General features: G+C 39.1%; 1 protein-coding gene. It reads right to left on the bottom strand.

The features are described 5' to 3' along the window. Window positions 1-40 precede the first annotated feature (40 nt). A partial coding sequence (locus ACTYA4_RS22190; protein WP_443483704.1) for an IS3 family transposase occupies window positions 41-478 on the bottom strand: 438 nt, incomplete at its 5' end.

Genomic DNA, 478 nt, shown 5'->3' on the forward strand with positions numbered 1-478 from the left:
TAAACTGGCACCTATGTCAAGGACACAATAAAAAAAGAGATTAAGCAGCTAGAAGATGATTCCTATATTGAATAGGGGTCATCTTTTTTAAATTCCACTGATAGCGGTAATTGTTATAGTAAACCATGTAATGATTTATTTTCGACTTTAATTCCTTCAAGTTTTTTGCCGATTGGTAATCGACATCATCCTTCAGGTGGCCAAAGAATGACTCCTGTGGGGCATTATCCCAACAGTTACCTCTCCGTGACATAGACTGGCCCAAACCATATTTTTTTAATAACTTCTGGTATCGTGGGCTTGTGTAGTGGCTTCCCTGATCTGAGTGGATAAAGGCATCTTTATGGAGCGTAACTTTCTTATTGTTCATCAATTTTTGGATCGTCTGGGTTGCGATGTCCAAAGTGATGCGATCAGACACATGGTAAGCTAGGATTTCATTAGTGGATGCGTCTTTTACGGTTGACAAATAAGCCAT

The sequence above is a fragment of the Niallia yueguangensis genome (genome assembly GCF_052663115.1).